A 25,388-nucleotide genomic window follows, 5' to 3' on the forward strand; every position below is an offset into this window, starting at 1 on the left:
TGAAATAATGATCGAAGTATTCAAATTTATTTAAATCCACTATTTCAATAGCTAATTTTTTTAACCTTAAATTTAAGTGATAGTGTTTTTTGAACTTATTGATTAATAGTAAATAATTGATAATAAGTTATGAAAAAAACTCATTTGATAAGGAATCAAAATGAATATCAAGTTACAACTTAAGATTATATTTTTTCTGCAATTCTTCATTTGGGGCAGTTGGTTAATCACCTTAGGATCCTATATGATGCGTAAATTGGAATTTACGGGTATTGAAGTAGGATCGGTTTATGGAACAATGGGTATAGCTTCTTTATTTATGCCAAGTCTACTTGGTATTGTAGCTGACAGATGGATGCCAGCCAATCGATTATACATGTTATGTCATTTAATTGGAGCCATCACATTATTCTTTGCTGCTTCAATAACATCACCATTTTTGATGATGGTAATCATGCTAGTACACTGCTTAGTATTTATGCCAACTATCGCTATATCAAACTCTATTTCTTATTGTTGTTTAGAATCTCATGGATTTGACGTTATATCTCAATTCCCAGCAATAAGAATATTTGGTACCATTGGTTTTATTGTAGCTATGTGGCTGGTAAGTTTTTTAGGTTTAGAATTAAGTAACCTACAACTCTATATTGCCGCCGTAAGTTCAATTTTACTGAGTCTTTATTCATTAACACTACCAACAATACCGACAGCAAAAAATAATAGTCAAGAGAAATCACTTATTAGTTCATTAGGATTAGATGCATTCGTATTATTTAAACAACCTAGAATGGCTGTCTTTTTTCTATTTGCGGTGTTACTCGGTGGTATTTTACAAATTACTAATACTTTCGGTAATCCATTCTTACATGACTTCGAAAAAATTCCTGAGTATGCTGATAGTTTGGTGGTTAAATATCCTTCAGTGTTATTATCTATTTCGCAAATATCTGAGGTGGTATTCATTTTATTTGTACCATTCTTTATGAAACGGTTAGGCATCAAATATGTCATGTTAATCAGTATGCTTGCTTGGGTGGCAAGGTTTGGTTTATTCGCCTATGGTGATCCATCACCAATTGGCTTTATTTTATTATTACTATCAATGATAGTGTACGGTTGCGCTTTTGATTTCTATAACATTTCTGGTTCAATGTATGTAGAAAAATCAGTTTCACCTAACATTCGTAATAGTGCGCAAGGGTTATTTATGACCATGACTAATGGTCTGGGTGCTTATTTAGGTTCTGTCATTAGTGGTGTAGTAGTTGATCGTTATACTTCTACTGAGAAAATCATTGATTGGCATTCTGTTTGGCTTATTTTTGCAGGTTATTCATTAATCTTAGCTATTGTATTTTTATTTATATTTAAAAATGATAAGAATGAGCAAAAATAGATCTGCTAATATAGTATGAATCCAGCTTGCAGATTGTTGAATTTAAGGTAATTCTGATAAGAGTTACCTTGATTGAACATAAATTCTATTGTTCTGATATTTTATAGCAATTTATAACTAATAGTTACAAACTTATTAAGTTAATTAATCAATTTAAATCAATTAACTATATTAATACTTAACCAGTAACTTTTGAATGAAATCAGTGTTAACAACACATCCAAAAATTCGATTTAAAATAGAAAAGTGTGATATTAGTCATGTTAACCATGTTATAAATCACCCCTTAAACACTTAAGAGATGTTATTATAACAATCAACATTAATATAATTAATTAGAATACGGCATGAATGAACCAATAATCCCCAAAGTAATTTTACATGAGCATGTGGAAGGCAGTATTACTCCTGTTATGGCAAAAAAATTAGCCGAGAAAAATCATATCCCCTTTCCGAATTCATTATGTTATCAATCCGGTGAATATGATGCCAAAGAATATAAAAATGGACGCTATCGGTATGACGAAACTAGTTTTGAAGAATTTATTCAAACTTATGATACCGTTGCTAGTTTTTTAAAAAACCCTGAAGATTATTATGCAATCACGCTTGATTTTTTGAATCGAAATGCTGAGCAAGGTTTAATCTATTGCGAATTATTCCTATCACCTTTTCATATTTGTACTACTCAAAACCTTGGTAACACCATTTGGCATAAGGATAAATTTCAACAAACGCTGATACAAATGGATAAAGCCATTATCGAGGTGCAGAAAAATTATAATATTACTGTTAGATATCATGTGATCGGGGTGCGTCACCTTGGGGCACAAATTGTCTATGACACCTTACGTTTTATCCAAGACAATCCACATCATTTTATTACTGGATTTAATATCGCTGGTAATGAAAAAGCTGGTCATTTTGATGATTTTCAGGACGCACATCAATTAGCTTCACAATTGAAATTAAAAAAATCTTATCATGCAGACGAAATTGAATCCTCTGAAAGTATTATCCAGGCACTTAAGCATGGTGCAGTTAGGATTGGGCATGGTATTCGTGCTATCGAAAATCATCAGTTGATTAATGAGCTGGTTAAGAACAATATCACTTTAGAAATAGCATTAACGAGTAACCGTATTTTAGTCAATGAACTTCACGGTGATATTCATAATCATCCGGTGAGAAAGCTCTATGTTCAAGGTGTCAGAATCACACTTAATACTGATGATGCAGGTATTTTTGGCACAGATATCGACAAAGAATATCAAATAGCCCAAGCAATATTTAATTTTTCTAGACTTGAATTACTGGATATCTCATTATGTGGTATCTATGCCGCCTTTGTTGATGATAATGTAAAGCAACGATTAACCAATAAAATTTTATCTAGTTTTACAGCAAATGATAGGACTTTACTCAAGCAAGCAATTGCTAGCAATAAATATCATCCTGCAATAATAGCAAGATTGGTTGACTACCAAAAACGATTGCGCGAATAGAATTAGAGTATAGCAAAATAAAATAGATATATTAGTATTCTATAAATTCACAACAGAGATTATTGGATTAGTAAATAGCAACGGACAGTGATACCCAAAAGTGTTATAAATTTAGACATTCACTTTAAATCATGTCCGGTACAATTGGTAAAAGCATTTATTGGGAAACTTTTACACTACTCAATAAGCTATATAGACAAGGACAAAACAGATTTTAGTGTTTATCGTCTAAACTTACCGTCATCAATAAATAAATTTAGTTAATAACCCAAGGGATTATCAATATGAAAATTGAAAAACTGATTGAATTAGCCAAAACCGCTCGAGCGAAAGCTTATGTTCCGTATTCAAAATTTCAGGTAGGTGCAGCTTTAGTTACCGCAGATGATGAAGTGATTTTAGGCTGCAATATTGAAAATGCCTCATATGGATTAGCCAATTGTGCCGAGAGAACGGCTATTTTTAAAGCTGTTTCCGAAGGAAAACGCAAATTTAAAAAATTAGTGGTTATTGGTGATACTGATGGGCCTATTTCACCTTGTGGTGCTTGCAGACAAGTGATTAGTGAATTTTGCGCCAAAGATATGCCCGTTATTTTGACCAATTTAAATGGCAAAATACAGGAAACAACCGTTGGTGAGTTATTACCATGGTCTTTTTCACCAAGTGATTTGGACTAAATGGCAAAATTAAGTAATACCAATAACGAATATAATCAGCAATGCAGTATTACAATCAGTTTTATTGATAATTAAACTGATATACCAAGCTGGTTAAGCTAATTTAAGAGAGACTTATAATAATGAGATTTGTAGATATTATTGAAAAAAAACGTGATGGTAAACCATTATCAACCGAAGAAATTCAATTTTTTATTACCAACTATACCAATAGTACTATTCCTGATTATCAAGTTAGTGCTTTACTAATGGCAATATACTTTCAAGGAATGACATCCAAAGAATGTGCAGATTTAACACAAGCAATGATGTATTCAGGTGATACCGTCGATCTATCATCAATTAAAGGGATTAAAGTTGATAAACATTCAACAGGCGGTGTGGGTGATACCACCACATTAGTGCTAGCGCCTTTAGTTGCAGCATTAGGCGTGCCAGTAGCCAAAATGTCAGGTCGTGGATTAGGCCATACTGGAGGGACTACTGATAAATTTGAATCTATACCTGGCTTCAAAATTGAATTAGATAAACAGGATTTTATTAATCAAGTTAATCAAAAAGGGGTTGCAGTTATTGGGCAATCGGGTAATTTAACACCGGCAGATAAAAAACTTTATTCTTTGCGTGATGTAACTGGTTCAGTTAATTCTATTCCACTTATTGCTAGCTCAATAATGAGCAAGAAATTAGCCGCTGGGGCAGATGCCATTGTACTAGATGTCAAAACAGGTGACGGTGCCTTAATGAAAGACATGGCAGACTCAGAAAAACTGGCACATGAAATGGTTAACATTGGTAACCAAATTGGGCGAAGGACAATGGCGATTATATCGGATATGTCTCAACCACTCGGATTTGCTATAGGTAATGCGCTAGAAATCAAAGAAGCGATTGATACCTTAAAAGGTCAAGGTCCTGCTGATTTAACCGAACTAGTTTTAACTCTAGGAAGCCAGATGGTAGTACTCGCTAATAAAGCAAAAACGCTAGAAGAAGCGAGAGAAAAACTACAAGCAGCGATAAAAAATGGTCAAGCGATTGCGAAATTTAAAACCATGATTGCGGCTCAAGGTGGCGATAGTTCTATTGTTGATCATCCAGAAAAACTTGCTAATGCACCTTATCAAATTAAACTACCTGCTTTACAATCAGGTTATGTGACCAAAATTGTTGCTGACCAAATCGGTATTGCCGCTATGCAATTAGGAGCAGGAAGGGCCACAAAAGAAGATATTATTGATCCTGCTGTTGGTATTGTTTTGCGCAAAAAGGTAGGAGATAAAGTAACTAAAGGAGAATCACTATTGACTATTCATGCTAACACTGACAAGTTAGAGGCAATCAAACAAAAACTGTATGACAATATTATTATTGGTGATAGTGCAAAACAACCTCAGCTTATTTATAAAGTGATTACTGAATAAAAATAGTACAAGGATTTAGGAGACACCATGTATCATTTTAATCTTAATAAAAAACTGTCATTAGTGGTTTGTTTGGGATTATTTTCAATGAGTTCGATGGCAGGCGTTTCAACTAATAACTCAGCCATATCTACTTGGGAAAAAAATAAACCCTACCAAATTACTATTTTACATACTAACGATCATCATGGTCGCTTTTGGCAAAATGATATTGGCGAATATGGACTTGCAGCCCAAAAAACTGTCGTTGATCAAATTCGTCAAGAAGTTACAGCTAAAGGTGGTAAATTGTTATTACTGTCAGGCGGTGATATTAATACTGGTGTACCTGAATCAGATGTATTGCAGGCTAAACCTGATTTTATGGGTATGAGTGAAATTGGTTATGATGCCATGGCTGTGGGTAATCATGAATTTGATCACCCTTTGTCAATTATTCGTGAACAACAAAAATGGGCTAACTTCCCTTTTTTATCGGCAAATACCTACTTCAAAAATAGTGAAAATCGGGTTTTTGATGCATATAAAATGTTTGATTTGAATGGAATTAGAGTAGCTGTATTTGGTTTAACTACGGATGATACAATTTTTCTGGCTTCACCTAAAAACACTAACGGAGTCGAATTCCGGGCAACATTACCTGAAGCGCAAAAAATCATTACACAAATAAAAACAAGTGAACGTCCGGATATGATTATTGCGGTAACACACATGGGGCATTATGACAATGGTGAGCATGGTACTATGGCACCGGGAGATGTTGAATTAGCTCGTGGTTTACCCGCTGGCGATTTAAATATGATTGTGGGTGGACATTCGCAAAATCCTGTTTGTATGGCAAGTCCTAATACACGAATTACCGAATATGTACCTGGCACGCCATGTGCTCCTGATCAACAAAATGGGACTTGGATTGTACAAGCTCATGAATGGGGAAAATATGTTGGCCGAGCTGATTTTATTTTCCTAAATGGTAAATTAACGCTACAAAATTATCAATTAATCCCAATTAATCTAAAAAAAGAAGTCGATAATAATAACGGTACCAAAAAACTAGAATATTACACCAAAGAAATCCCACAAAATAAACAGTTGTTAGATAGCTTAACCCCGTATCAAGAACAAGGTAAACAGCAGTTATTAACTAAGAGTGGACAATTAACTGGTCGTCTGGAAGGTGATCGCAATATTGTTAGGTATCAACAAAGTAATATGGGACAATTGTTACTGAGCGCTTTTATTGAAAAAACGGGGGCTGATATTGGGGTTATGTCAGGTGGAATGATTCGTGACTCACTAATAGAAGGTAATATCACTTATCGGGATATTCTAAAAGTAGAACCTTTTGGCAATAGTGTGATTTATTTTAATTTAACTGGAACTGAATTAATTGATTATTTAAAAGTAGCAATAAGTAAAAATCCGGGTTCAGGTGGATATGCCCATTTCAAAAATCTGACAATTACTAAAGATGGCGATAATATAATCGATGTAAAAGTTAAAAATGAGCCTATAGATTTACAAAAAAGTTATCGCATTGCTACCTTAGACTTTTTAGCCGCTGGTGGGGATGGTTACCCTGTTACAAACACATTACCAAGTTATGTTGATACTGGCTATCGTGATGCCGATGCCGTAAAACAATACTTTGAAACTCATTCACCAATTAACGCAGCTGATTATGAGCCCATACAATTTATTTTTGAAAAATAAATTATTATGCTAATAACTAAAATTTATTAGTTTAAAAACTAATCGAGAGTAAAGCTCTCTATAAAAAATAGGTAGCTGATATACATTTTTTCTATTTTAATTATAGCTTAAAGATTTATGCCTAAAATAATTTACAAATATTTGCTTTTAGCATTGAGGTTAATATGAATATGACAGAATTTCAAAATAATTGTTATAAAATTGTCACTGACCCTAATTTATCACCAAAACAAAAATCACATTTACTTGCTTTAGCTGCAGAAAATAATCTACCTTATGTTGATCTAGATAGTGAAACTCAACAAGCATTAAATGAACGTGTGATTTGTGATATGTACGAAGGTAATGCCCCTTATAAACCTCGTTATGTCCTACCTGATTATGCAAAATTCTTAAAACAAGGATCGCAATGGTTAGAACTTGAACCAGCTAAAACATTTGATGATGCGATAAATATGCTAACCATTGCTTATCATCATGTTCCATCAGTAACCAGTATGCCTGTTTATTTAGGTTGTTTAGATCAAATATTGCTTCCTTATATTGGCAACCTTAATGAAGACGAACTTTATGATCGCTTAAAACATTTTTGGATTATGCTCGACCGTAATTTACCCGATGCATTTATGCATGCCAATATAGGACCTACGGATAATATTCTTTGTCGAATATTGTTACGGATTGATAAAGAACTTAAACAAGTCGCACCGAATTTAACATTTATCTATGATGAAAAAGTCACTTCCGAAGAATTATTATCATTAGCAATTGATAACATTTGCTATACAGCTAAACCTCACATTGCTAACAATAAAATAATTGCAAAGGATTTTGATGAAAAAGGATATGGGGTAGTGAGTTGTTATAATTCACTGCCCATTGCTGGAGGCGGTAGTACCCTTGCACGAATCAATTTAAAAGAAGTAGCCTTGCGTAGTAAAAATATCGATGATTTTTTGCAAAATACACTACCTTATTATTGTCAACTACAATTAAATCTTATCAAGGCTAGATCTGAATTCCTTTATGAAAAATCAAACTTTTTTAGCAACAGCTTTTTAATAAAAGAAGGTTTAATTGATGCCGACAGATTTGCGCCTATGTTTGGTATTTATGCTATGGCAGAAGCAGTAAATATTTTACAGGAAAAATCAAATATTGCTGGTCGTTATGGACAAGACGAAAAAGCGAATGAGCTTGCTTTAACCATTTCCAAACAACTTGCTGAATTTGTTGATAATCATGCAGTTAAACATGCATGGAAAGGTAAAGCTATGTTGCATGCACAGTCTGGCATTAGCTCCGATCGTGGTACAACTCCTGGACTAAGAATACCTTATGGACAAGAACCTGATCCTGTGAGTCATATTATGGCTGTATTTAAGCATCATCATTATTATAGTTCAGGTATAAGTGATATATTAACCATTGATGAAACCATAAAAAATAATCAATCAGCATTACTACAAATTTGTAAAGCAGCTTTCCAAATTGGTTTTCGTGAATTTACCGCTAATATAAGTGGTAATGACCTAGTTCGAGTAACAGGTTATATGGTGAGATTATCGGATATGGCTAAATACAAACAAGAAGGTTCTAGAATTAATACTACTTTTTTGGGTAGTGAAGCAGCAGATGATGCTGATGGTAATAGTTACTTATGCAGAACACCAAGAGTAATTAGTCATGAACAAATCATGGGCAATCGTTAATAAACTTTTACCCTTTTCTTGTGTCGATGGGCCTGGAAACCGTTTTGTTATATTTTTACAAGGATGCAACTTTAACTGTTTAAACTGCCACAATCCCTACACCATATCATTCTGTAAGGATTGTGGTGATTGTGTCGATACTTGTCCTCATCAAGCATTATCATTGAAAAAAAATAAAGTTATATGGCATGCTGATGCTTGCCAGCAATGTGACACGTGTATTAATACTTGTCATTATAACTCAACACCAATGACCTATAATTATAGCGTTAATGATATTTTAAAAGAAATTCGCAAATATTTACCTTTTTTAACTGGCATTACCATCAGTGGTGGAGAAGCAACTTTACAGTTACCTTTTATTCAAACCTTGTTTCATACAATAAAACAAACTGGTGATTTAAAACATCTAACTTGTTTTATTGATAGTAATGGTTATTTAACTACTACGGGTTGGCAAAAAGTAGCAAATGTTATGGATGGTGCCATGATAGATCTCAAAGCATGGGATAACCAAGTACATAAAAACTTAACAGGCCGAGATAATAACCGTGTTAAAGAAACAATTACCTATCTATCAAAAATTAATAAATTACATGAAGTCAGACTATTAATTATTCCTAATCATACCGATTTGCAAGATAATGCTGAAAAAATTGCCAGTTTTATAACAAATTTAGACCCTACAATAAAGATCCGAATTAATGCATTTCATAACCATGGAGTGCATGGTATAGCTAAGTATTGGAAACCTGCAGCTAAGCAACAAATTGAGATTTTTGCTGCTGAACTAAAACAATATGGCTTAAAGCATATCACGGTGCCAATAATTTATTTATAACTGTTTCTACTTACACTTTCGATATCTAAAATATCAGCTTAATTTCATATCAAAAACATAATCAATTGTTATTTAACATATATTTTTACTAATTTTTGCAAAACTTAAAAAAACCTTAAAATGGAATTGTAAATGATTATCATTTAGTTTAGACTGCGCAAGTTTTAATCAACCCCTGAGAGGCTAAAATGTCTATTTATCAACTAAAAATTAGTAAGATTTCAGCATTAATATTAGCAAGTATTTTTGTTATACCCGCTCTAGCCGATGAAACAGTCAATAATGATGATAAAACCGATGACGTCATGTATGTCGAAGGAAAAACAGAGTATGCCACTGGTCGTGTTAATGGTATTGTAGCTACACGAAGTATGCTAGCAACCAAAAGTGATATTCCACTAATCAAAACACCACAGTCGGTTTCAGTTATTACTCGAGATCAAATGGATTTGCAAAATGCTGCATCAGTTTCCCAAGCGTTGCGTTATTCTGCTAGTGTATTTACCGAATATCGCGGTGATTCAAATCGTTCCGATGAAGTGATTATTCGTGGATTCGGCTATGCTCCTCGTTATTTAGATGGACTTAATTATTCCGGAACCATGAATTCACGTAATGTGGCTCTAAATCCTTGGTTACTTGAACGCGTTGAAGTCATTAGAGGACCATCCTCTTCTCTTTATGGGCAAAGCTCTGCTGGAGGATTAATCGGTATGACCAGTAAACGCCCTACGACTGAAACGATTCGTCATGTGCAAGTTCGTGCCGGTAATCAACGTTTACGTGAAGCTGCATTCGATTTTGGTGGTGCCATAAGCGACAATTTATTATTCCGCTTAAATGGTATTGGTACGGAACGTGATGCGCAACCTAAATTTGTGCGGGATGAAAGTGTAGCTATAGCACCAGCACTAACTTGGATGCCATCTGAAAACACTACTTTTACCATATTAACTAGTTATCAAAAAGATCCTGATGCTAACGAACGTAACTTCTTACCTAAACGTGGTACTATTGATAAAAGTCATGGTAAAGTCCCTTATGACTTTGCCGTTAGTGATCCTAATTTCTTCGACTCTTGGCGTGAACAATATTCTACCGGTTATGCCTTAGAGCATGATTTTAACGATAGTCTTACTTTTAGACAAAATTTACGCTATACCAAAAATACTCAACGCTATAAATATATGGTATATACTTTTGATGATGACGATGCTAAAACAAGTATTTATCGTAGACCACAAATAGAACATATTAATAATAAAGAATTAACCGTAGATAATCGTCTTGAATCATTATTTGATACCGGCATGGTAACTCATAATGCTACTTTAGGCTTTGATTATAAATGGAATCGCGATGATAATCAGTTAAATCGAGCTTCAAATGGTTATATAATTGATTGGAAGCATCCTAAATATCATATAACTGTTCCTAAAGCAGATGATCCATTAAAACCTTTTGATGATAAATTACAAAGGTTATCGCAATTAGGGGTTTACATTCAAGATCAACTTGAAATCAATCAATTTAACATATTATTTTCAGGACGTTACGATCATTCAAAAGTTAATATTAAAAAAAGATATGATTCAGGTGATTTAATGCATGACCGACTTTCAGTAAATGATGATGCTTTTACTACACGTGTTGGGGTTTTATATGCGTTTGAAAATGGTATTTCTCCTTATATTAATTATAGTACATCATTTGAACCAAATGCCGATATTGATGAAAAAGGTAAAGCATTTAAACCATCCAAAGCTAAAGAAGTTGAGGCTGGGGTAAAATATCAAATGCCAAATAGTAAAACATTACTTAGCGCTGCTGTTTATCAATTAGATGAGCGTGATGAGGTGACTTATGACTATAGCATTTTCCACAAGCGTCAAGTTGGCAAAATTCGTTCAAAAGGTGCTGAATTTGAGGCTCATTCCGAACTAACCAAAAATATAGACTTAATTGCGACCTATAGCTATGGTGATAGTAAATACAAAAAAACCTCTATTTCTACTCTAAAAGGTAAACCAGTGGAAAGAAATCCTCGCCATCAGGCTTCATTATGGGCTGATTATAAATTTATTGATGGCATATTTGATGGTTTATCTAGCGGCTTTGGAGTGCGTTATGTTGGTACAACTAATGCTTACGACGTTCTTACCGTTAAAGATGCTGCCGGTAATAATCATTACGGAATAAGAAAACGTTTTGAAGTGCCAGTTTATACCCTTTATGATTGGACTTTACGCTATGATTTATCTGCTAAAATGCCAAGTTTAAAAGGTCTAACTTTGCAAGTTAATGCCAATAATTTATTTAATAAACATTATGTTGCGGCTTGTGGAACAGATACATCTTGTTTCTATGGGTTAGAGCGTCAAGTTTCAGCAGCTTTAAATTATGATTGGTAAATTTTTAGTACCTAATAACAAGCAATTCTGGTTAAGAGGAATTGTTTTATTAGCATTACCATTATGTGGTAATGCTAATTTACCTTGTTTATCTTTAGCTCCTGGAATAACGACGACTAGCCAGCAATTGGATGCTTCTGGCAAACTTTGTTTACAAACCTTTTTTAAGCAAGGCGATTTGATCGAAGGCAACTACACTTCGCTAGCTAAATTAGATCTTGTTACTGTTGACCATCAATATATACGGCAATTGAGTGGCAATGGTAATGAATTTATTTTTACCGTGCCACAAAGTGATAATTATCAACTTATTATGAACGGTCAACCTAATCAATCATTTACACTGACTTGGCAAACTACACCCGCCAATACACCTAAAGCCTATAAATTAATTAGCCCTGAGTTAATTAAACTAGAGCAAACTCTATTAACCAATAAAGATACTAGTGTTTTTTGGCATAAAATCGCTGAGCAAGGCACACCTTTAATCGAACCCTATGATGAAAATAATGTGATAATGACCTTTTTATGGCGAGGTGAGTTAAATAATATTAAAATATTTGGTTCACCAACTGGTGATCACGATGACTTATATCATCTGGCTAATAGTGATGTTTGGTTTCGTAGTTACATCGTTCCTAAAACCACTCGTTATAGTTATCAGCTAGCACCCAATATTCCAATAACGGCTAAACCCATAGCGCAGCAAAGGCATGCTATTGTTGCAACTGCTCAGCAAGATCCACTAAATCCTCATTTTTACCCAAGTGATGGGGTCGATAAATTCCATCGCGAATCTTATGTTGAACTTGCTGACGCACCAGTACAATTTGGTATTAAAGCAGAAATAAATTCACCGAAAGGCAGTTTAACTCAGCATAAGTTTAAAAGTCATATTCTAAACAATGAACGTGGTATCACGATTTACTGGCCGGCTAATATTAAAGCATTGCCACCTGATGATCTAAACTTAGTTATTTTATTTGATAGTCGCCAATACCAACAAAAAACCGCTATTATTAACATAATGAATAACTTAATCGCGCATAAAAAAATTACGCCAACTATTTTGGTTATGCTTGATACCTTAGATAGCCAAACACGCTCCCAAGAATTACCCCCTTATTCAACTAAATTAGCTGATTGCTTAGCCACCGAGTTATTGCCATGGTTGAAACATCAACATATTGATGTTAAGCCAAATAATACCGTTATTGCTGGTTCTAGTTTTGGTGGGTTAGCTTCGTCTTATATTGCTTTTTTATATCCACAATATTTCCCGAAGGTATTGAGTTTATCTGGTTCATATTGGTGGGGACCAAAAAATCACACTGGTGAATGGCTCAGTGAGCAATTTGCCCAACAATCGCCTAAAGCAATTAAATTCTACCTTAATGCTGGCTTATTTGAAGGCAACTTACTAGCCAGTAATCGCCACTTTAGTAATATTTTACGCGCTAAAGGCTATACTTATTTTTACCATGAAACAGCTAGTGGGCACGATTACTTACATTGGCAGGGTGAATTTGCTGAAGGATTGCAATATTTATTAAATGCACACCATTAATATTTAATAAATAATCTTAAGCTTAATTATATGTTTCCATTAGAGTTAATTAACGGAAACATATTTTTTACATTTTAATATACAATAATTTTATTTATTTTTGTTAAACGCAGCGGCAAACGCATTTCCCATAGCACTATTACCCATAGAATGGTTATGATTTTGAGATTTAGCCGTTACTGATTTACCATTAGACGGTTTTGTTGAATCTTGCTTAGGCATGACTACATCATCGAGTCGCATGGTTAACGCAATACGTTTACGAGCAATATCGACTTCCATCACTTTTACTTTAACGATATCCCCTGCTTTCACCACTGTTCTTGGGTCATCAACAAATTTATTGGATAAAGCTGAAATATGCACTAAACCATCTTGATGTACGCCAATATCAACAAAGGCACCAAAGTTGGTCACATTGGTTACAGCACCTTCCATAACCATACCAACTTTTAAATCTTGCATGGTTTCAATATTGTCAGCAAACTGCGCAGTTTTGAATTCTGGCCTCGGATCACGACCAGGTTTATCCAATTCTTTAATAATGTCAGTCACAGTTGGTACACCAAAATGATCATCCACATAATCAACTGCTTTAAGTGATTTCAAATAATTAGTATCACCTAAAATGTCTTTTAGTGATTTATGATTTTTGTCTAAAATGCGCTCAACTACTGGATAAGCTTCAGGGTGAACGGCTGATGCATCTAATGGATTGTTGCCATTGGTAATACGTAAAAAACCGGCACATTGCTCAAAGGCTTTAGGACCTAATCGCGCTACTTTTAGTAATTGTTTGCGGTCGGAAAATTGGCCATTTTCATTACGCCAGTCAATAATATTTTGAGCGATGACTTTATTTAATCCGGCAATACGCGCCAATAACATCATTGAAGCGGTATTTAAATTTACCCCAACCGCATTTACGCCATCTTCCACCACAGCATCAAGCTTTTTCGCCAATAAGGTTTGACTCACATCGTGTTGGTACTGACCCACTCCAATTGATTTTGGATCGATTTTTACTAACTCAGCTAAAGGATCTTGTAAGCGCCGGGCAATGGATACTGCTCCACGAATTGATACATCTAGATCTGGGAACTCTTGTGCAGCCAGTTCCGAAGCGGAATAAACTGATGCGCCGGCCTCACTGACAATCACTTTTTGCGCTTTAACTTCCGGGTATTTTTTTTGTACATCTAAATAAAAACGTTCGGTTTCCCGTGAAGCGGTACCATTACCAATTGCAACCAGTTCAACTTGATACTTAATACAAAGTGCCGCTACTATCATGGCAGCTTTATCGGCTTGCCCGGTGTGTGGGTAGATAGTTTCAGTCGCGACCAATTTACCGGTGGCATCCACCACCGCAATTTTAACACCGGTGCGTAAACCAGGATCCATACCCATGGTCACTTTCATACCCGCTGGGGCCGCCATTAACATATCATGCAAATTAGCTGCAAATACGTCGATCGCTTCTTGTTCTGCATTTTCGCGTAGAGTAGTCATTAATTCGGTTTCCATATGCAGCAAAATTTTGATGCGCCAAGTCCAATTAATCACTGCTTTACGCCATTTATCTGCTGGTGCATCATTGAAATGTACACCTAAATATTCAGTGATAATATGTTCACAATAACTTTCTTTCGGAGCTTCTTCATATTGAGGATCGGCATTTAATGACAGTTGTAAAAAACCTTCGTTACGTCCACGAAACATCGCTAATGCACGATGGGATGGTACTTTTGAGATCAACTCACTTTGGGCAAAATAGTCGCGGAATTTAGCGCCTTCTTCTTCTTTACCACTAACTACTTGCGAAACTAAATGTGCATTGTTCCACAGATAGTGACGTACTTTTGCTAACAATGCCGCATCTTCAGCAAAACGTTCCATTAGAATGTAACGAGCACCATCTAATGCGGATTTAGTATCAGCCACACCTTTATCAGTATCTAAATATTTCTCGGCTTCAGTTTCAGGATTTAATGTTGGTGTTTGCCATAAATCATCAGCAAGCGGTTCCAGTCCTGCTTCAATCGCTATCTGACCGCGAGTACGGCGTTTAGGTTTGTAAGGTAAATAAAGATCTTCAAGTTCGGTTTTACTAAGCGTCGAAATAATGCTTTTAGATAATTCTGGTGTTAATTTACCTTGTTCTTCAATAGACTTTAAGATGGTTTGTTTTCGATCTTCAAGTTCACGCAAGTAACTTAAACGGCTGTCTAAAGTACGTAATTGGGTATCATCAAGCCCTCCGGTTACTTCTTTACGATAACGCGCAATAAAGGGGACAGTACTACCTTCATCTAATAATTGAATCGCTGCTAAAACTTGTTCTGGTTTTACGGTTAACTCACCAGCTATAATATGGCTTATTTGATTATTTATCATGATGTCTCAATATATTTTTATCGATTAACGGAATTTGTCTTTATTATGAAAAGTGCTAATTATATAACAAGAGAAGGCTACTTAACACTCGACCGTGAATTGAAATATTTATGGAAAGAAGAAAGACCGAGAGTTACTCAAGCAGTCTCAGATGCTGCTGCACTAGGGGATCGCAGTGAAAACGCGGAATATATATATGGTAAACGTCGTCTGCGTGAAATTGACAGGCGAGTGCGTTTTTTAAGCAAACGATTAGAATCACTTACCATTGTTGACCCTGACCCACGCCAAGAAGGTAAAGTCTTTTTTGGTGCTTGGGTAAAATTAGAAGATGAAAATGGTAATTTACAAGTTTACCGTATTGTAGGCGCGGATGAATTCGCCCCCAAAAAGAACTGGATATCCATCAATAGTCCAGTTGCTAGAGCGTTAATCGGTCACAAAGTTGATGATGAAATCTCAGTCATGACACCCAATGGTACTGCATTTTACTATATAGTCGCTATTAGTTATCAAGCATTAACTTAAGCAAATGCAATCGATAAATTGACGATAAAAATCTGGGTAATAGTAAAATACATCCAAACTAACCATTTGTTAGCATATATAAATCCTAGTCAATAAAGGATATAATCTTTACCATTTTATTATTTACTTAACTTATTATGATCGCAGTTAGTCAGCTGTTTATTTACCCAATTAAATCCATGAAAGGGATTGCGTTGACAGAAGCAATAACTGCTACTGGCGGTTTTAAGTACGATCGAATTTTAATGATTAGTGAACCTGATGGTACTTTTATTACTGCAAGACAGTTCCCTAAACTTTTAAAACTTGAAACTAAAGTTATAAATAATGTGGTGCATATTTCGCTGCCATCTCGTGAATCAATTAGTATCAATTTTGATGATTTTTCCAATACCAATGAACCCACTGAAGTATGGGGGAATCATTTCATGTCACATATTGCCTCAATTAGAGTTAACCAATTTTTAAGCCAATTTCTGCAAAAAGATGTGCAATTACGTTGGGTTGGCAATAAATTATCCCGCCGAACTAAACGTTACCCCGAAGTACCAGTTAGTTTTGCCGATGGTTATCCATATTTGTTATTAAATGAAGCTTCGTTTGCTTATTTACAACTGCAATGTCCTGAAAAACTCAATATTAGCCAATTTCGAGGCAATATTATTATTAAGGGGGCGTTACCTTTTGCCGAGGATGGCTGGAAAACGATCAAAATTGGCGAAGTGATATTTGATATCGTCAAACCTTGTACTCGTTGTGTAATGACCACAATTAATGCTGATTCAACAAATTATTTAGCTAATAATGAACCACTTACTACTTTACGTTATTTTCGGGCGGATGAACAAGGTAAAATTGATTTTGGCATGAATATGATTGCCCGTAACTCCGGTAAGATTACCATTAATGACACTGTAGAAGTACTAGAAAGACAAAATGCCAAAAATTATATTAAATCTTTTCCACCAGAAAATAGTAAATTGGCACAAAAATGTACTATTACTTTTGAAGGTAAAATCATCCAAGGAAACAATCAACAAACTATTTTAGAACAATTAGAGCAACAACAAGTAGCATTACCCAATTCGTGCCGTGCTGGAATTTGTGGACGTTGTATGGTGGTATTGAAGCAAGGAGAAGTCCGCGCACTAACACAATCAGCAATAAAAAAAAATAACCGAATTTTAGCCTGTAGTTGTGTACCTAATGGTGATATTGATCTGAATTTATTAAAGAAGTGATATAAAAAAGCATTTATTATCTATAGAATGTAATAATAGTTTTAGTATCAAGATAACAATAATAATTAAAATAAAAGCATAAGGTTAATATTAATGATTCAAAAAATATGTGTGTTTACTTTTGTATTCATATTTTCATCTTGCGCGTTTTCGTCTAATGATTTTAGTACCGTAATGAGTAGTTTTGATAATGGTGACAATAACCAATATCAGAAGAAATCAAATAAAGATAAAAATAATTTAGAGAGTACCAGAAGATTAGCGACCGCTTATATTAATTTAGCCAATAGCCTTTCTTCTAGAGACTGCAATAAGTTGAAACAACTTTATAATCTGATAAAAACTAAAAAAGCAACATTCGCCTTAGACTATGAGCCTTATTCCGATTATAAGGGAAAAGACAGTTCAGTTAGTAATTATAAAAAATTTGGTTGTAATACATTAACCGATGATGAAATAAATTATAATTTATTACCTAAGTTATTTGGTAAAGGTGTTTCGTTATATAAAACAGCCATATTAAATGGCGATACAAAGTCAATTGCAATATTGTTAAGTAGCTTTAAATTAAAAAAAATTCCATTTGGACATTTTATTACAATTGCTAGTTTGGAAGATGAAGATTTCAACGATAATCCATATGTTAATTTTCTAATTGGTCAATTATATATTGATGATTACTTCGTCAATAAAAATCCCACAAAAGCCATAGAGTATTTTAAAGCGGCTGAAGATATTCATGTGCATGATTTATGGTATTACCTTGCATTTGCAAAAATGGAAGAAATAATCGAATCACAAAATGAGAGCCTTAGTAAGATTCCTTTCTTAAATGACGAAAATCAAAATAAGACTAACCATGCTGACGTTATAAAACAAATCGAAGACAAGCTGGATCCTAATGATTATCCTTCAATGTTAAAGCTTAGTTTTTATTATGCTGATGATGAAAAGTTAAATAGAGCGATCGAATATTTTGGTATAGCTTGCACTTTAGAAGCATCAAGAGCATGTGAATTATATAAACAACAGTTAAAACAGCCAAAGAAAAATAAGATATATTCTTTATTGCGCAAATTTGATAAGAATAATCCTGATATTAAGGTGGGTGTAGCCATTGCAAAATGGTATGAAGATTTAGGTAAAAATTTAACTGCGATCAATTACTATTCATACGCTACTGATAAAGATCCTAAGCTATTACTTAAAATGGTGAAATTATTAGAAACTGCGAATATAGAATTTTCGTCAGAATTAGAAATGGCAATAATTAACACCTATATTAAATATGATAGTTATATTGATAATGCTGAAATTAAATATAAAATATTTGAACTTTACTTTTATTCATCAAGAAGTTCCGATTCTGTTTTAGAAAAACAAAAGATAAGTATGTACTGGTTGGAAAAAGCAGCCGAAGCAGGACATGTTTTAGCAAAATTAGAAATCGCTGACGAATATAAATCTGGACGTTACATTAAACAAGATTTTACTAAAACTCTATATTGGTATAACAGTTATTGTAATGAGTTTAAAGAAAATGAGTCTTACGTTTATACTTGTTCCCCATTTATTGAAAAAGAAAAAGAAACTTCCGATTTGATTACTAAAGCTAACAATGGCGATATGGAGGCACAATTTAACCTAGGAAAGATACTATATGATGATGTAGCATTATATACTACCGGCTTATATTATCTGAAACTGGCAGCTGATCAAGGTCATAAAGAAGCCAAATCGTATTACCATAGATATGAGCGTAGGTATAAGCTTATGCGTTCGATGAATTTTTCAGGTTAGGTTATTTAATAACCACGCTGATTAGATAGAAATTTAATTTTAGGAAATAGCCTGCAAATCGGTTATTTCTTGCATATTATCAACAAAATTATGGGTTGCTGGTCTTAATCTATCATTCATAACTTTAATTGCTTCAGCAAAATTGAAAGTTCTATTCATTGCAGTGAAAGTTGGTTGGGCAATGATACACAAAGATGCATTCTCACCAGCTTCAACCACCATCAAAGTTACTCGTTGACCATCTTCTTGCATATTAACTTCAACAATATCTGCCACCTTAGGTACAAACAATTGTGGTTGTTGACTAAAATACCAACTTTTAGGCATTTGCGGCTTAAGGAAGTTAGCAGCAACAATTGCATTAATTGATAATTCTATTTGCTGAGATTCATCCAAATTTAAAGATTGGCAACTATCACGGAATAAGTAATAAGCAGTGGCATCACTAACCGAAAATGGAAATTCACCAAACACATCAGGGATTAACACTTTACTTGAGTAACAAGAACGAAATAACATTTCAGGCGAGACTTCTAACATCAAATTGCCATATTCCTTGTCAAAATACCAACGCCAACAATCAGTTGGTCTAAAAATCATTTTCATTGATATGTTACCCTTTTTAACTGAACTAAATTTGTACAAAAGATAACACAAATTTAAAAAAAAATAAATAAAAAGTTAAAATAAAATTTATTTAATTATTTAATTTTTAAAAATTTTATTTGAAATTTAATTGGATCCAAATGATCTAACTTAGATCTAAATTAATCTTTTTTTATCCATTTTGATCCGCTATGATCAATAAATTTTTATACTGAAACGTATAGCTATTTGGAAACATCTTTACACCATGTTTTAGGCATAAAAAAAGGTGCAGATCGCACCTTTAAATTTTTATTTTAATTTAATTAATTATTAACTAGCTACATTAATACGTTTCATATCAGTCATATAACTGCGTAGTTTACGTCCAATTTTTTCTATTGGATGGTTACGGATCTCATCATTAACATCACGTAATTGGGCATTATCTACACTACCTTCAGGGATCGCTTTCCCAAGATCACCAGGTTGTAACATTGGCATGAACTTCTTGTGCAATAATGGCACTGCGGCATTAGCAAATAGGTAGTTACCATATTCAGCAGTATCGGAAATAACCACATTCATTTCATATAAACGTTTACGCGCAATAGTATTAGCAATAAGTGGTAATTCATGTAGTGATTCGTAATAAGCTGATTCGGCTAAAATACCGGATTCCAACATGGTTTCAAAAGCAAGTTCAACTCCAGCTTTTACCATTGCGATCATTACTACACCTTGATCAAAGTAAGCTTGTTCATCAATTTTACCTTGATATTCAGCCGCTTTTTCAAATGCCGTTTCACCAGTCTCTTTACGCCATTTTAATAGATTAACATCATTGTTAGCCCAATCCTTCATCATAGTAGCCGAAAATTCACCAGAGATAATATCATCCATATGTTTACGATAAAGATCGGTCATTATCACTTTCAATTCTTTGGCTAAAGCATTAGCTCTTAATTTAGCTGGATTAGATAAACGATCCATCATTAAGGTGATACCACCTTGTTTTAATGCTTCGGTGATCGTTTCCCAACCAAATTGTAATAACTTACATGCATACGCTGGATCAACTCCATCTGCTACTAGCTTGTCAAAACATAATAATGAGCCTGTTTGTAACATACCGCAAAGAATGGTTTGTTCACCCATTAAGTCTGATTTTACTTCAGCCACAAACGAAGATTGTAATACCCCGGCACGATGGCCACCGGTTGCAGCTGCCCAAGCTTTGGCGATCGCTAAACCTTCTCCTTTTGGATCATTTTCCGGATGAACAGCAATCAGTGTTGGTACCCCAAAACCACGTTTATATTCTTCACGGACTTCGGTACCAGGGCATTTAGGTGCTACCATAACAACAGTAATGTCAGCACGAATTTTTTCACCTACTTCAACAATATTAAAACCATGAGAATAACCTAATGCAGAGCCTTGTTTCATTAATGGTTGAATCGCTTGAACTACAGCTGAATGTTGCTTATCTGGGGTCAAATTAATAACTAAATCCGCAGTTGGTATAAGTTCTTCATAGCTACCAACTTTAAAACCATTTTCGGTCGCTCGTTGCCATGAAGTACGCTTTTCCGCAATGGCTTCTTTACGCAATGTATAGGCAATATCTAATCCGGAATCACGCATGTTGAGACCTTGGTTTAAACCTTGAGCACCACAACCAACAATAACAATTTTTTTACCTTTTAAAAAGTTAGCTTCTGAAGCAAATTCTTCACGTGCCATAAAACGACATTTACCAAGTTGGTCTAACTTTTCCCGTAAATTTAATGTATTAAAATAGTTCGACATTTTCCTCTCCATAACTTGAATTAAATTGATTTACTTGTTGTATAACTATATAGTAATTTTAATATTGCTAAAATTGATATATTCACAACATTATATTGCATAAATTGCAATACACTTGCTAAGTGTGATACTTTCTTTTACTCTAGACCACCATTTATTAACCACTTAACTACTTAACATGGATATACGTTATCAGCAAGCTAGTAAAGAAGCTAAGCTGTCATTATTACTCACGATTATTTACCTGTTAGCGTGGGTGCTTGGCGCTTATTTAAGCAGCGATAAACTGGGAATACTTGGGCTACCATTATGGTTTGAGATCTCTTGTATTTTAGTTCCTGTCGGTTTTATTTTATTATGTTGGATTGTTGTAAAATTTCAATTCCAAGATATCTCGCTAGAACAAACTAAGTGATTTAACATGCATTTTGATATAATTTTACCACTGGTTATCTACCTAATTTTTGTCTTTGCATTATCAATTTATGCCTATGTAAAACGGAAAAAGGTAAATCAATTTACAGATTATTTTATAGGCAACCGCACCATGGGTGGATTTTTACTAGCCATGACTCTAGCGGCAACTTATATTAGCGCTAGTTCATTTATTGGTGGTCCAGGAGCGGCTTATAAATATGGCTTAGGTTGGGTATTACTATCCATGATTCAAGTACCTACCGTATTACTTTCTCTCGGCATTTTAGGCAAAAAATTTGCTATTTTAGCGCGTAAGTATAATGCAATTACGTTAAGTGACATGCTGTATGCTCATTATAAAAGCCGCATAATTGTTTGGTTTGCTAGTATCACTTTGATAGTAGCATTTATTGGAGCCATGACCGTCCAATTTGTTGGTGGTGCGCGGTTATTAGAGGCGTCGGTTGGTATTCCTTACGATGTTGGTTTATTAATTTTTGGTATAGGTACAGTTATTTATACCGCTTTTGGTGGATTTAGAGCCAGTATTTTAAATGATGCCTTTCAAGGTCTGGTAATGATTATTGGGGCGATTTTACTATTAAGTGCCATTATTTATGCTGGTGGTGGCATAACCACAATTATTGATCGTTTAACCACAATTGATCCTGCCCTGTTAACTCCACAAGGTCCTAATAATTTTATGGATTTCCCATTTATGACTTCGTTTTGGGTATTAGTCTGTTTTGGTGTAGTTGGGTTACCTCATACCGCTGTACGTTGCATGGCGTATAAAGATAGTAAAGCCGTACATCGAGGCATTATTATCGGGACAATTGTTGTAACTATAATTATGTTAACCATGCATTTATCCGGCGCTTTAGGCCGCGTTATTGTTAGTGATTTAACCATTCCGGATCAAGTTGTGCCAACATTGATAATTAAAGTGTTACCACCTTTAGCTGCTGGCATTTTTTTGGCTGCACCATTGGCTGCCATTATGTCAACTATCAATGCACAACTGTTACAAGTATCCTCAGTTATTATTAAAGATCTATTCTTAAGTATTAAACCTAATACTAACTATAGTGATAAAACCTTAACTCGTGTTTCGGTTACTATTACTTTTATCTTTGGCGGATTACTTATTTTAGCAGCATGGAATCCACCAGATATGATTATTTGGTTGAATTTATTGGCGTTTGGCGGGTTAGAAGCGGTATTTTTATGGCCGTTAGTTTTAGGATTATATTGGTCAAAAGCTAATGCTATCGGAGCCATGAGCTCAATGTTTGCCGGAGCAATAAGCTATACTTTATTGGCCGCTTATAATATTAAAATATTGTCATTCCACCCGATTGTACCATCTTTAGTTATTGGATTGGTGGTGTTTATTATAACTAACCCTATTGGCTATATATATGGTAAAACAGGAAAAAATTATGCCTTGGATTCAACTCAGAATTAATACTACTAATGATTTGGCAGAGCATATCAGTGAACAATTGGATGAATCTGGTGCTGTTTCAGTTACTTTTGAAGACACTTATGACACACCTGTTTTCGAACCTTTACCTGGTGAAACAAAATTATGGGGCAATACCGATGTTATTGGCCTGTATGATGCTCAAACTGATATTAATCAGTTAAAAGCTGTTCTAAATTTAGAACAATATTCATATAAGATTGAGCAATTAGAAGATAAAGATTGGGAACGTGAGTGGATGGATAATTTTCATCCTATGCAGTTTGGTAAACGTTTGTGGATCTGTCCGAGTTGGCGAGAAGTACCTGACCCTAGTGCCGTCAACGTAATGTTAGATCCCGGATTGGCCTTTGGTACTGGTACTCATCCAACAACCGCTTTATGTTTAACTTGGCTTGATAGTTTAGATTTACATAACAAACTGGTAATTGATTATGGTTGTGGTTCAGGCATTTTAGCAATTGCGGCTTTAAAGTTGGGTGCCAAACAAGTAATTGGCATTGATATTGATCCGCAAGCAATCCAAGCTAGTCGCGATAATGCGGAACGTAATAACGTTAGTGAAAAATTATCGCTTTATCTAGCTAAAGACTTACCAGATAATTTGCAAGCTGATGTAGTTGTAGCCAATATTTTAGCCGGACCACTGAAAGAGCTAGAACCACAAATTAGTAAACTGGTTAAATCCAATGGGCAATTAGGTTTATCTGGCATTTTAGCAACCCAAGCACCTGCTGTTAGTTCAGCTTATCAACCCCATTTTGTGCTTGACCCGGTTGTTGAACAACAAGAATGGTGTCGTATTACTGGTAAAAAAAATTAAAAATTTGACATTACCCCCTTTTAACTTCGAGAAAAAATGCGTAATATAGCCGGCCTTAATTTGCTAAGTATTGGTAAGGTCACTTTAAGAAACAATTTAATCGCTGCACCAATGGCTGGAATTAGTGATCAACCATTTCGTAATTTATGTTATCGATTTGGTGCTGGAATGACGGTTTCAGAAATGTTTTTAGCAAATTCAGATGTTTGGCATACTGATAAATCAACGTTAAGAATGATTGCTACTGATAATATCGGTGTTCGCGCAGTGCAAATTGTTGGATCTGATCCAGATGAAATGGCTAAAGCTGCCGAGTTTAATGTTAAACATGGGGCACAATTGATTGATATCAACATGGGGTGTCCTGCTAAAAAAGTTAATAAAAAATTAGCTGGTTCTGCTTTAATGCAATATCCGGAACTAATTAAAACTATTTTACAAAAAGTTGTTGGTGCAGTGGATGTACCGGTGACATTAAAAATGCGGACTGGATGGGATAAAGATAATAGAAATTGCTTAGAAATCGCACAAATTGCTCAAGATTCTGGTATAAAGGCGATTACTATCCACGGGCGTACTCGTGCTTGCCAGTTTAGAGGTGTAGCTGAATATCAATCAATTAAAGCAGTTAAAGAGAAAATTCGTATTCCTATAATTGCTAATGGCGATATTTGTACGCCAGAACAGGCAAAAGATGTTTTTAATTATACGCAAGCTGATGCTATAATGATCGGCCGAGCGGCACAAGGACGGCCTTGGATATTTGAAGAAATAGCATTCTATTTAACACATGGAAAGTTACAAAAAGATAAAACTGTCGATGAAGTTGAGCAAATAGTACTATTGCACCTTAATGAACTTTATCAGTTTTATGGAGAATACAAAGGATTAAGGATTGCCAGAAAGCATGTAAATTGGTATACCAAGAATTATGCTGATAGCGATCAATTTAGGAGCTTATTTAGTGTACTTAACAATACTAGTGAGCAAGTTAAAGCACTAAAAGCATTTTTTAGTAAAATTAGAAACAACCAAAAGAGTTAAAAA

The 25,388-nt window shown here is 34.5% G+C and carries 19 protein-coding genes; 16 read left to right on the plus strand and 3 right to left on the minus strand.

What is annotated here, in order from left to right:
* Positions 1-160: 160 nt before the first annotated feature.
* The 9 genes from A9G12_RS07675 to A9G12_RS07715 all read left to right on the plus strand — a co-directional run bounded on the left by A9G12_RS07675 (position 161) and on the right by A9G12_RS07715 (position 13,252).
* Entirely contained in the window at positions 161-1,399 is a 1,239-nt protein-coding gene (locus tag A9G12_RS07675; protein WP_065565262.1) for a nucleoside permease, read from the plus strand.
* A gap of 347 nt (positions 1,400-1,746) precedes the next feature.
* Complete coding sequence (locus A9G12_RS07680) at positions 1,747-2,904, plus strand: adenosine deaminase family protein (protein ID WP_065565263.1); 1,158 nt, start codon at positions 1,747-1,749, stop codon at positions 2,902-2,904.
* 284 nt (positions 2,905-3,188) lie between these two features.
* On the plus strand, positions 3,189-3,584 hold the full coding sequence (locus tag A9G12_RS07685; RefSeq protein WP_065565264.1) for a cytidine deaminase: 396 nt from the start codon (positions 3,189-3,191) through the stop codon (positions 3,582-3,584).
* 122 nt (positions 3,585-3,706) lie between these two features.
* On the plus strand, positions 3,707-5,008 hold the full coding sequence (locus A9G12_RS07690) for a pyrimidine-nucleoside phosphorylase (protein ID WP_065565265.1): 1,302 nt from the start codon (positions 3,707-3,709) through the stop codon (positions 5,006-5,008).
* Positions 5,009-5,095: 87 nt separating this feature from the next.
* Positions 5,096-6,721, plus strand: a complete 1,626-nt coding sequence (ushA, locus tag A9G12_RS07695; protein WP_141674143.1) for a bifunctional UDP-sugar hydrolase/5'-nucleotidase UshA — start codon at positions 5,096-5,098, stop codon at positions 6,719-6,721.
* Between the two features lie 164 nt (positions 6,722-6,885).
* The gene (locus A9G12_RS07700; protein WP_141674123.1) at positions 6,886-8,433 is read left to right on the plus strand and encodes a YjjI family glycine radical enzyme; all 1,548 of its coding nucleotides are present in this window, start codon (positions 6,886-6,888) and stop codon (positions 8,431-8,433) included.
* A complete protein-coding gene (locus tag A9G12_RS07705; RefSeq protein WP_065565268.1) occupies positions 8,408-9,274 on the plus strand; it encodes a YjjW family glycine radical enzyme activase in 867 nt (288 codons plus the stop codon). Before A9G12_RS07700 ends, A9G12_RS07705 begins: the two co-directional genes overlap by 26 nt.
* A 188-nt stretch (positions 9,275-9,462) precedes the next feature.
* Positions 9,463-11,685 carry a TonB-dependent siderophore receptor gene (locus tag A9G12_RS07710; protein ID WP_065565269.1) on the plus strand — a complete coding sequence of 741 codons (2,223 nt, stop codon included), beginning with the start codon at positions 9,463-9,465 and terminating at the stop codon, positions 11,683-11,685.
* Complete coding sequence (locus tag A9G12_RS07715; protein WP_065565270.1) at positions 11,675-13,252, plus strand: alpha/beta hydrolase-fold protein; 1,578 nt, start codon at positions 11,675-11,677, stop codon at positions 13,250-13,252. The genes A9G12_RS07710 and A9G12_RS07715 overlap by 11 nt, the downstream gene beginning before the upstream one ends.
* A 90-nt stretch (positions 13,253-13,342) precedes the next feature.
* Here the strand turns inward: A9G12_RS07715 and A9G12_RS07720 are convergent, their stop codons facing one another.
* The gene (locus A9G12_RS07720) at positions 13,343-15,649 is read right to left on the minus strand and encodes a Tex family protein (RefSeq protein ID WP_081299699.1); all 2,307 of its coding nucleotides are present in this window, start codon (positions 15,647-15,649) and stop codon (positions 13,343-13,345) included.
* A 45-nt stretch (positions 15,650-15,694) separates the two neighbouring features.
* On the opposite strand from A9G12_RS07720, the gene greB reads away from it, so the two are divergent.
* The 3 genes from greB to A9G12_RS07735 all read left to right on the plus strand — a co-directional run bounded on the left by greB (position 15,695) and on the right by A9G12_RS07735 (position 19,218).
* Positions 15,695-16,177 carry a transcription elongation factor GreB gene (gene greB / locus A9G12_RS07725; RefSeq protein ID WP_065565600.1) on the plus strand — a complete coding sequence of 161 codons (483 nt, stop codon included), beginning with the start codon at positions 15,695-15,697 and terminating at the stop codon, positions 16,175-16,177.
* Between the two features lie 137 nt (positions 16,178-16,314).
* A complete protein-coding gene (locus tag A9G12_RS07730; protein WP_065565271.1) occupies positions 16,315-17,418 on the plus strand; it encodes a YcbX family protein in 1,104 nt (367 codons plus the stop codon).
* A 93-nt stretch (positions 17,419-17,511) separates the two neighbouring features.
* The gene (locus tag A9G12_RS07735; protein WP_065565272.1) at positions 17,512-19,218 is read left to right on the plus strand and encodes an SEL1-like repeat protein; all 1,707 of its coding nucleotides are present in this window, start codon (positions 17,512-17,514) and stop codon (positions 19,216-19,218) included.
* A 39-nt stretch (positions 19,219-19,257) separates the two neighbouring features.
* Here A9G12_RS07735 and A9G12_RS07740 read toward each other — a convergent pair whose 3' ends face one another.
* A complete protein-coding gene (locus tag A9G12_RS07740) occupies positions 19,258-19,824 on the minus strand; it encodes a cell division protein ZapC (protein WP_081299700.1) in 567 nt (188 codons plus the stop codon).
* A 312-nt stretch (positions 19,825-20,136) separates the two neighbouring features.
* A complete protein-coding gene (ilvC, locus tag A9G12_RS07745; RefSeq protein ID WP_065565273.1) occupies positions 20,137-21,615 on the minus strand; it encodes a ketol-acid reductoisomerase in 1,479 nt (492 codons plus the stop codon).
* A 178-nt stretch (positions 21,616-21,793) separates the two neighbouring features.
* Here ilvC and A9G12_RS07750 point away from each other — a divergent pair, with 178 nt between their 5' ends.
* Genes A9G12_RS07750 through dusB form a run of 4 tightly spaced genes read left to right on the plus strand, consistent with a single transcriptional unit; the run spans position 21,794 to position 25,385 of the window.
* On the plus strand, positions 21,794-22,030 hold the full coding sequence (locus tag A9G12_RS07750) for a YhdT family protein (protein ID WP_065565274.1): 237 nt from the start codon (positions 21,794-21,796) through the stop codon (positions 22,028-22,030).
* A gap of 6 nt (positions 22,031-22,036) precedes the next feature.
* Positions 22,037-23,500: a sodium/pantothenate symporter gene (gene panF, locus A9G12_RS07755; RefSeq protein WP_065565275.1), complete on the plus strand. Its 1,464-nt coding sequence runs from the start codon at positions 22,037-22,039 to the stop codon at positions 23,498-23,500.
* Entirely contained in the window at positions 23,475-24,341 is an 867-nt protein-coding gene (gene prmA, locus A9G12_RS07760; protein WP_065565276.1) for a 50S ribosomal protein L11 methyltransferase, read from the plus strand. Before panF ends, prmA begins: the two co-directional genes overlap by 26 nt.
* A 36-nt stretch (positions 24,342-24,377) precedes the next feature.
* Entirely contained in the window at positions 24,378-25,385 is a 1,008-nt protein-coding gene (dusB, locus tag A9G12_RS07765) for a tRNA dihydrouridine synthase DusB (RefSeq protein WP_065565277.1), read from the plus strand.
* The last annotated feature ends 3 nt before the right edge of the window (positions 25,386-25,388 follow it).

This window comes from Gilliamella sp. wkB112, assembly GCF_001690685.1.
Classification (GTDB): Bacteria; Pseudomonadota; Gammaproteobacteria; order Enterobacterales; family Orbaceae; genus Gilliamella; species Gilliamella apicola_J.